Source organism: Micromonospora deserti, assembly GCF_003236335.1.
Lineage (GTDB): Bacteria > Actinomycetota > Actinomycetes > Mycobacteriales > Micromonosporaceae > Micromonospora > Micromonospora deserti.
The window spans coordinates 1-7,970 of the sequence record NZ_POUB01000272.1; the positions used below are offsets into that span (position 1 = coordinate 1).

7 protein-coding genes are annotated in these 7,970 nt (G+C 69.6%); 5 read left to right on the forward strand and 2 right to left on the reverse strand.

Features of this window, described 5'->3' with window-relative positions; translation table 11 throughout:
- Positions 1–168 precede the first annotated feature (168 nt).
- The gene (gene mdh / locus C1I99_RS26460; RefSeq protein ID WP_111136905.1) at positions 169–1,119 is read right to left on the reverse strand and encodes a malate dehydrogenase; all 951 of its coding nucleotides are present in this window, start codon (positions 1,117–1,119) and stop codon (positions 169–171) included.
- Between the two features lie 139 nt (positions 1,120–1,258).
- Entirely contained in the window at positions 1,259–2,119 is an 861-nt protein-coding gene (locus C1I99_RS26465) for a bifunctional methylenetetrahydrofolate dehydrogenase/methenyltetrahydrofolate cyclohydrolase (RefSeq protein ID WP_111136906.1), read from the reverse strand.
- Positions 2,120–2,568: 449 nt separating this feature from the next.
- Between C1I99_RS26465 and C1I99_RS26470 the strand changes: the two genes are divergently transcribed.
- The 5 genes from C1I99_RS26470 to C1I99_RS26490 all read left to right on the forward strand — a co-directional run.
- Complete coding sequence (locus tag C1I99_RS26470; protein WP_111136907.1) at positions 2,569–4,173, forward strand: peptide ABC transporter substrate-binding protein; 1,605 nt, start codon at positions 2,569–2,571, stop codon at positions 4,171–4,173.
- 79 nt (positions 4,174–4,252) lie between these two features.
- A complete protein-coding gene (locus C1I99_RS26475; RefSeq protein WP_111136908.1) occupies positions 4,253–5,191 on the forward strand; it encodes an ABC transporter permease in 939 nt (312 codons plus the stop codon).
- Between the two features lie 150 nt (positions 5,192–5,341).
- Entirely contained in the window at positions 5,342–6,298 is a 957-nt protein-coding gene (locus C1I99_RS26480; RefSeq protein WP_111136909.1) for an ABC transporter permease, read from the forward strand.
- A gap of 56 nt (positions 6,299–6,354) precedes the next feature.
- Positions 6,355–7,392 carry an ABC transporter ATP-binding protein gene (locus C1I99_RS26485; RefSeq protein WP_111136910.1) on the forward strand — a complete coding sequence of 346 codons (1,038 nt, stop codon included), beginning with the start codon at positions 6,355–6,357 and terminating at the stop codon, positions 7,390–7,392.
- The coding region (locus tag C1I99_RS26490) for an ATP-binding cassette domain-containing protein (RefSeq protein WP_146604060.1) at positions 7,376–7,970 on the forward strand (595 nt) is incomplete at its 3' end. The genes C1I99_RS26485 and C1I99_RS26490, both read left to right, overlap by 17 nt.

Below are 7,970 nucleotides of genomic sequence, written 5' to 3' on the forward strand. Positions count from 1 at the left end.
CCTTCGTCCCCCTCCCACCAACCCCCTCGTCACGTTGATCGCAAAGTTGCTGTCGCGGCGCGCCGGAGCGGGTGACGACAACTTCGTGATCACCGGGTCGACGGGACAGGAACGGCGCGGGGGCGCGCCGGCGGTGCCGGCGCGCCCCCGCGGAGTGCGGTGGTCCGCTCACATGGTGGCGATGTCGGCCTGCTTGGCGCGGACGGCCTCGGCGGCCTCCTTCAGGCTGGCCAGCTCGTCGGCGTCCAGGTCGGTCTCGACGACCCGCTTGACGCCCTCGGCGCCGATCGCCGCCTCGACACCCAGGTAGACGCCGGAGATGCCGTACTCGCCGTCGACCCAGGCGCAGACCGGCATGACCTCGCCGGAGTCCTCGGCGACCGCCTTGGCCATCCGGGCAGCGGCGGCGGACGGCGCGTAGTACGCCGACCCGGTCTTGAGCAGCGCCACCACCTCGGCACCACCGTTGCGGGTACGGACGACCAGGTCCTCGATCTGCTCGGCCGGCATGACCTCGCGCAGCGGCTTGCCGTCCACCGTGCTCTTCGACGGCACCGGCACCATGGTGTCGCCGTGCGAGCCGAGGGTCAGCGTCCGGACGGACCTCACCGGTACCTTCAGCGCCTCGGCGACGAAGTTGGTAAACCGGGCGGTGTCGAGCATGCCGGCCTGGCCGAGCACCCGGTTCCGGGGGAACTGGGTGGCGATCTGGGCCAGGGCGGTCATCTCGTCCAGCGGGTTGGAGACGACGATGACGACGGCGTTCGGGGCGTACTTGGCCACGTTCTCGGAGACCTGACGGACGATCTTGGCGTTGGTCTCCAGCAGGTCCATCCGGCTCATGCCCGGCTTGCGCGGCAGACCCGCGGTGATCACCACGACGTCCGAGCCCTCGATGGCCTCGTAGCCCTCGCCGTTCGGGCCGGTGGTGACGCCGACCACCGTGGTCTCGAAGCCCTCGATCGGGCGCGACTGGTTGAGGTCCAGTGCGATACCCGCCGGCTTGCCCTCGACGATGTCGGTGATCACGACCGTGTCGAAGACGTCGTACTCGGCCAGGCGCTGTGCGGTGGTGGAGCCGTAGAAGCCGGCCCCGACGACAGTGACCTTCTTACCCATGGTCGTCCCACTCCCTGATACCAGTCGGTTTTCCGGACCGTATCAGTCATCCTGGCACCGATCCGGCCAGGGGCGGACGGTTATGACCCCGATGGGGGGAAGGCAGGCAGCCCGCGGCACGCCCGGACCCGGCTGCCCGTCAGTCGCGCTCGGCGCGCTCGACCACGTTGGTCAGCAGCATGGCCCGGGTCATCGGACCGACGCCGCCGGGCATCGGGACCAGCGCGCCGGCCACCTCGGCGACCGCCGGGTCCACGTCGCCGGTGTAGCGGCCCTTGCCGTCCGGGCCGATCACCCGGGTGATGCCCACGTCGACCACCACCGCGCCAGGCGTGATCATGTCGGCGGTGAGCAGGCCCGGAACGCCGGCGGCCACGATGACGATGTCGGCGGCCCGGGTGTGCGCGGCGAGGTCGAGCGTGCCGGTGTGGCAGAGGGTCACGGTGGCGTTCTCGCTGCGCCGGGTGAGCAGCAGGCCCAGCGGGCGGCCGACCGTGTTGCCCCGGCCGACCACGGCGACCTTCGCGCCGCGCAACGCCACGTCGTGGCGGCGGAGCAGCTCGACGATGCCACGCGGGGTGCACGGCAGCGGGGCGTCGTAGCCGAGGACGAGGCGGCCGAGGTTCACCGGGTGCAGGCCGTCGGCGTCCTTGTCGGGGTCGATCAGTTCCAGCACCCGCTGGGTATCGAGGTGGGCCGGCAGCGGCAGCTGGACGATGTAGCCGTGACAGGCCGGGTCGGCGTTGAGCTCGGCGAGCACGTGGTCGACCTGTTGCTGGCTGGCGTCGGCCGGCAGCTCCCGGCGGATCGAGGCGATGCCCACCTCGGCGCAGTCGCGGTGCTTGCCGTTGACGTACGCCTGGGATCCGGGGTCCTCGCCGACCAGGACGGTGCCGAGTCCCGGGGTGATGCCGTGTTCCGCCAGTGCCTTCACCCGCGCCCGCAGCTCGTCCTTGATCTCGGCCGCGGTCGCCTTGCCGTCCAGAAGCGTCGCCGTCACGACCAGATCGTCTCATGGCGTGCGCCCGGCATCGGGACGACCTGGATCAGTCGCCGGCCCCGGCCCGGGCGGCCCTCACCCTGATAACGCCGAGTGACGTGTTAATGGTCACTCTGAGTAATGATCACGTCCCTCAGGTCGCCGCGGAACCGGGCCGGACAACGGTGCGCCGCACGCACCGCCCGGCCGGGGACAACCGGACACCGACCACCGAAGGTGGCGGACCGCACCACCACTCCCGACCGCGACCGCCGCTTTGACCCTTATTCCCCGCGGGCATGAAATACCAGATGTGCCCGCGGCGGGCAAGAGGCTCACGCCCGATCCGTTACCGGTTCGCAACGAGTTCGTTGTCGATTGCCGACCGTCGACCTACCGTTGCCCAGCGTTGCGCAGCGTCACCCAACGTCGGGCCCGGACTGCGCAGCGTGAGGAGATGAGGAGGCTCAATGCGTGTTCGTAGGCTCGCTGCCTGGACCGCCCTCCCGCTCGCGGTGACCCTGGGCCTGGTGGCCTGCGGCTCGGGCGGCGACGGCGGATCCGGCGAGAGCAACCCCGACGCGGCCGTGCGGATCGAGATCGCCGAGCCGCAACACCTGGTGCCCACCAACACCAACGAGACGAGCGGTTCGCAGGTGCTCAGCGCCCTGTTCAGCCCGCTCGTCGACTACGACGAGGCCAACAAGCCGTACGAGGTGGCGGCCGAGTCGGTGACGTCCTCGGACAACGTGACGTGGACGGTCAAGCTCAAGGACGGCTACACCTTCCACAACGGCGAGAAGGTCACCGCCGACAACTACATCGACGCCTGGAACTACGGCGCGTACGCCCCCAACGGGCAGAACTCCAGCTACTTCTTCGAGAAGATCGCCGGCTACGAGGACATGCAGGGCGATGCCCCGAAGGCCAAGACGCTCTCCGGCCTGAAGAAGGTCGACGACCTCACCTTCACCGTGACGCTCTCCCAGCCGTACAGCGAGTTCAAGACCATGCTCGGCTACACCGCGTTCTACCCGATGCCCCAGGCCGCCTTCTCCGCGCCCGGCGTGCTCGCCGAGGGGTACGAGCAGGCGCCGATCGGTCAGGGCCCGTTCAAGATGAAGGGCACCTGGCAGCACGACGCCAAGGTCGAGGTCGAGCGGTACGACGCCTTCCCCGGCGAGAAGCCGAAGGTGGCCGGCGTCGAGTTCCGGATCTACCAGCAGCTCACCGCCGCGTACGCGGACGTGCTGTCGGACAACCTCGACGTGATCAAGACCATCCCGACCGAGAACCTGTCGACGGCCGCCACCGACCTCGGTGACCGGTTCCAGCAGAGCCCGGCCTCGTCGCTGCAACTGCTGGCGTTCCCGACGTTCCAGAAGGAATTCAGCAACCCGGACGTACGCAAGGCGATCTCGATGGCGATCGACCGCGACGAGATCACCAAGTCGATCTTCAAGGACTCGCAGCAGCCGGCCCGCTCGTTCGTCTCGCCCGTCGTGGCGGGCTACCGCGACGACACCATCGGCGCGGCCGGCACCTTCGACCCCGCCAAGGCCAAGGCCCTGTACCAGGCCGCGGGCGGCCCGTCGAAGATCGAGCTGTCGTACAACGGCGACGGCGGCCACAAGGACTGGATCGACGCGACCTGCAACCAGCTCAAGGCCAACCTGGGCGTGGAGTGCGTGGGCACCGCCGAGCCGAAGTTCGCGGACCTGCTGACCAAGCTCAAGGCGAAGCAGCCCGTCGGCCTGTTCCGGATGGGCTGGGTCATGGACTACCCGTCCATGGAGAACTACCTCGGCCCGCTGTACAGCACCAACGGCTCGTCGAACTACTACGGCTACAGCAACCCGGAGTTCGACAAGCTGCTCGCCGAGGGCGCCAGCGCAGGCAGCGAGGAAGAGGCGATCAAGAAGTACCAGCAGGCCGAGGACATCCTGGCCGAGGACCTGCCGGTGATCCCGCTGCGCTACGGCCAGAACAACTTCGGCCACTCGACCAAGGTCACGAACGTGGAGATGGATCTCTTCGACCGGGTCGACCTGCTGAAGATCGAAGCCGTCAAGTAACCCGCGGACGGGCCGGGCCCTCGGCTGACGGTGGCCCGACCCGCCATCTTCTTGCCCCTTATCAGAGAGACTGCCAAGTATGTTCCGCTTTATCCTGCGGCGGCTGCTCCAGATGGTCCTCGCGTTCTTTGGGACCACCCTGATCGTCTACGCGCTGATGTTCGCCGGTCAGGGCGACCCGATCCAGGCACTCGCCGGTGAACGCCCGGTCACCGCCGCCCAGCGGGCATACCTGACGGAGAAGTTCCACCTTGACCAGACCGGGGTGGGCGGCTTCTTCTACCGCTACTTCGACTACGTCAAGAACCTCCTCCAGGGCGACCTCGGGCAGTCGCTCACCGGCCGCTCGATCAGCGACATCCTGGCCGCCGCCTGGCCGGTCACGATCAAGCTGGCCCTGATCGCCATGGCGGTCACCATCGTCTTCGGGGTCACCGCGGGCGTGCTCGCCGGCATCCGGCGGGCCGGCATCTTCGACAACTCGACACTGCTGCTGACCCTGCTGGTGCTCGGCATCCCGACCATCGTGCTCGCCCCGCTGGCGCAGTACTTCCTCGGCGTACGGTGGCAGCTCTTCCCGCCCACCGCGGGCGCCGACCCCGACCTGTACGCGCTGCTGCTGCCCGGCATCGTGCTCGGCTCGCTGTCGCTGGCCACCGCGCTGCGGCTGACCCGCACGTCGGTGGCGGAGAACCTGCGGGCCGACTACGTGCGCACCGCCCGCTCCAAGGGCCTGGTGAAGCGGCGGATCGTCAGCGTGCACGTACTGCGCAACTCGCTCATCCCGGTGGTCACCTTCCTCGGCGTCGAGCTGGGCAACCTGATGAGCGGCGCGATCATCACCGAGGGCGTGTTCAACATCCCCGGGGTCGGCTTCAACCTCTTCCGCGGCATCCGCACCGAGGACGGCCCACTGGTGGTGGGCATCGTCAGCGTGCTCGTCGTGGTCTACCTCGTCTCCAACCTGGTGGTGGACGTCCTGTACGCCGTACTCGACCCGAGGATCCGCTATGAGTGAGCGCAGCGAACGAATCAGCAGCATGGCGTTTCGCGGCTCCCCGCGCCCGGGCGCGCGGCGACGGGGCACGCCGAGCGCACGCGGCGAACGAACCGGCGGCGCGGCGTGCCTGGTCGCCCATCACGGCACCGAGCGGAGCGAGGTGCCGGCATGAGCGACTTCGAGACCGTGGCGGCCAGCGAGAACCACACGGCGCGGCGTGGGCCCTCCGGTGAGCCGGGCGCGCCGAACCAGGTGGGCGCGCCGCAGAAGCCGCGCAGCCTGGCCGGCGACGCCTGGCGCGACCTGCGACGCAACCCGATCTTCTGGATCAGCCTCGCCCTGGTGGTGCTGGTCGCCGCGATGGCCGCCTTCCCCGGCCTGTTCACCGCCAACGACCCGCGCGACTGCCTACTCTCCCGCCAGCACGCCGGACCGTCCGGTGGGGCACTCTTCGGGTACGACTTCCAGGGCTGCGACACGTACTCCCGGGCAGTCCACGGCGCCCGCGCCTCGCTGCTGGTCGGCGCGCTCTCCGCGCTGCTCACCGGCCTGATCGCGCTGACCGTCGGGATGCTCGCCGGCTACTTCGGCCGCTGGGTGGACGCGGTCCTCTCCCGGGTGATCGACATCGTGCTCGGCATCCCGCTGCTGCTGGCCGCGATCGTGCTGCTCAAGCGGGTGAACAGCGACAGCGCCACGGTCCGGATCGGCGCGGTCATCTTCGTGCTGGCCGTGCTCGGCTGGACCACCGGGGCCCGGGTGGTCCGCTCCTCGGTGATCACGGCCAAGGAGCAGGACTACGTGGCCGCGGCCCGGATGCTCGGCGCCGGCAACGGCCGGATCATGCTGCGCCACATCCTGCCCAACGCCCTCGCCCCGGCCATCGTGGTGCTGACCATCGCGCTCGGCTCGTTCATCGCCGCCGAGGCGACGCTCTCCTTCCTGGGCATCGGCCTGAAGGCGCCCACGACTTCCTGGGGCATCGACATCGACGCCGGCCGGGTGCACATGCGGGAGTCGGCGACGCCGCTGGTCGTCCCGTCAACCTTCCTCGCGCTGACCGTGCTGGCGTTCATCATGCTCGGCGACGCGGTCCGCGACGCCTTCGACCCGAAGCTGCGGTGAGAGATGCGAGCGCGAGGAGTGAGCGAGGCGACAGTCGCGAGCGAAAGGCGAGCACAGTGAGTCAGTCCGCCGTCCGGCCGACGCCGGCCTCCCCGACCCCGGAGGGCGGCCACCTCCTGGACGTCCGGGACCTGTACGTGGAGTTCCGCACCGGCGAGGGCGTGGCCCGGGTGATCAACGGGGTCTCGTACCACCTGGATCCCGGCGAGACGCTGGCCGTGCTCGGCGAGTCCGGCTCCGGCAAGTCGGTCACCGCCCAGGCGATCATGGGCATCCTGGACACCCCGCCGGCGGTCATCCGCTCCGGCCAGATCCGCTACCAGGGGCGGGACCTGCTCGCCCTCTCCGAGGAGCAGCGCCGGCAGGTACGGGGCAAGGAGATCGCGATGATCTTCCAGGACGCGCTCTCGGCGCTGAACCCGGTCTTCCCGGTCGGCTGGCAGATCGGCGAGACGCTGCGCCACCGGGCGGGAATGTCGAGGGCCGACGCCCGACGCCGGGTCATCGAGCTGATGGACCTGGTGAAGATCCCGGCCGCCGCGAAACGGCTCGGCGACTACCCGCACCAGTTCTCCGGCGGCATGCGGCAGCGCGTCATGATCGCGATGGCGCTGGCCATGGAGCCCAAGGTGCTGATCGCCGACGAGCCGACCACGGCGCTGGACGTCACCGTGCAGGCCCAGATCATGGACCTCCTGGCTGACCTGCGCCGCGATCTCAACATGGCGATGATCCTGATCACCCACGACCTCGGCGTGGTCGCCGGCGTCGCAGACCGGATCGCGGTCATGTACGCCGGCCGGATCGTCGAGCACGCCGACGTCCGCGCGCTGTACCGGGCACCCGCCCACCCGTACACCAAGGGGTTGCTGGAGTCGATCCCGCGGATGGACGTACGCGGCCAGGAGCTCGCCACCATCAAGGGGCTGCCGCCCAACCTGATGCGCATCCCGAGCGGCTGCCCCTTCCACCCCCGGTGCCCGTACGTGCAGCAGGTCTGCGTGGACGTGGTGCCGCACGACCTGGTCCTCGGCGACGGCCGAACCAGCGCGTGCCACTTCGCGCAGGAGGTCCGTGATGACAGCGCCCACTAGCCCGACAAAGGTTCGGGGCGAGACGATCCTCTCCGTCGACAACCTGGTCAAGCACTTCCCGATCACCCGGGGCGTGCTGTTCCAGAAGCAGGTCGGCGCGGTCAAGGCCGTCGACGGGGTGAGCTTCGAACTGCGCCGGGGTGAGACCCTCGGCGTGGTCGGCGAGTCCGGCTGCGGCAAGTCCACCCTGGCCCGGCTGCTGATGCGGCTGGAGACGCCGACCGCCGGACGGGCCACCCTCGAGGGGAAGAACCTGTTCAAGGCCACCGGCGCCGAGCTGCGCCGACTGCGGCGCAACATGCAGATGGTCATGCAGGACCCGTACACCTCGCTGAACCCGCGGATGACGGTCGGCGACATCATCGGCGAGCCGTTCGAGATCCACCCGGACGCGGCGCCGAAGGGCAGCCGACAGCGGCGGGTCCAGGAGCTGCTCGACGTGGTCGGCCTCAACCCGGAGCACATCAACCGGTACCCGCACCAGTTCTCCGGCGGTCAGCGCCAGCGCATCGGCATCGCCCGGGCGCTCGCCCTGCGACCGGAGATCATCGTCTGCGACGAGCCGGTCTCCGCCCTGG

Coding starts and splice junctions, on each gene's coding strand:
- C1I99_RS26470 (WP_111136907.1), top strand. CDS start 2,569: ATGCGTGTTCGTAGGCTCGCTGCCTGGACCGCCCTCCCGCTCGCGGTG.
- C1I99_RS26480 (WP_111136909.1), top strand. CDS start 5,342: ATGAGCGACTTCGAGACCGTGGCGGCCAGCGAGAACCACACGGCGCGG.
- C1I99_RS26475 (WP_111136908.1), top strand. CDS start 4,253: ATGTTCCGCTTTATCCTGCGGCGGCTGCTCCAGATGGTCCTCGCGTTC.
- mdh (WP_111136905.1), bottom strand. CDS start 1,119: ATGGGTAAGAAGGTCACTGTCGTCGGGGCCGGCTTCTACGGCTCCACC.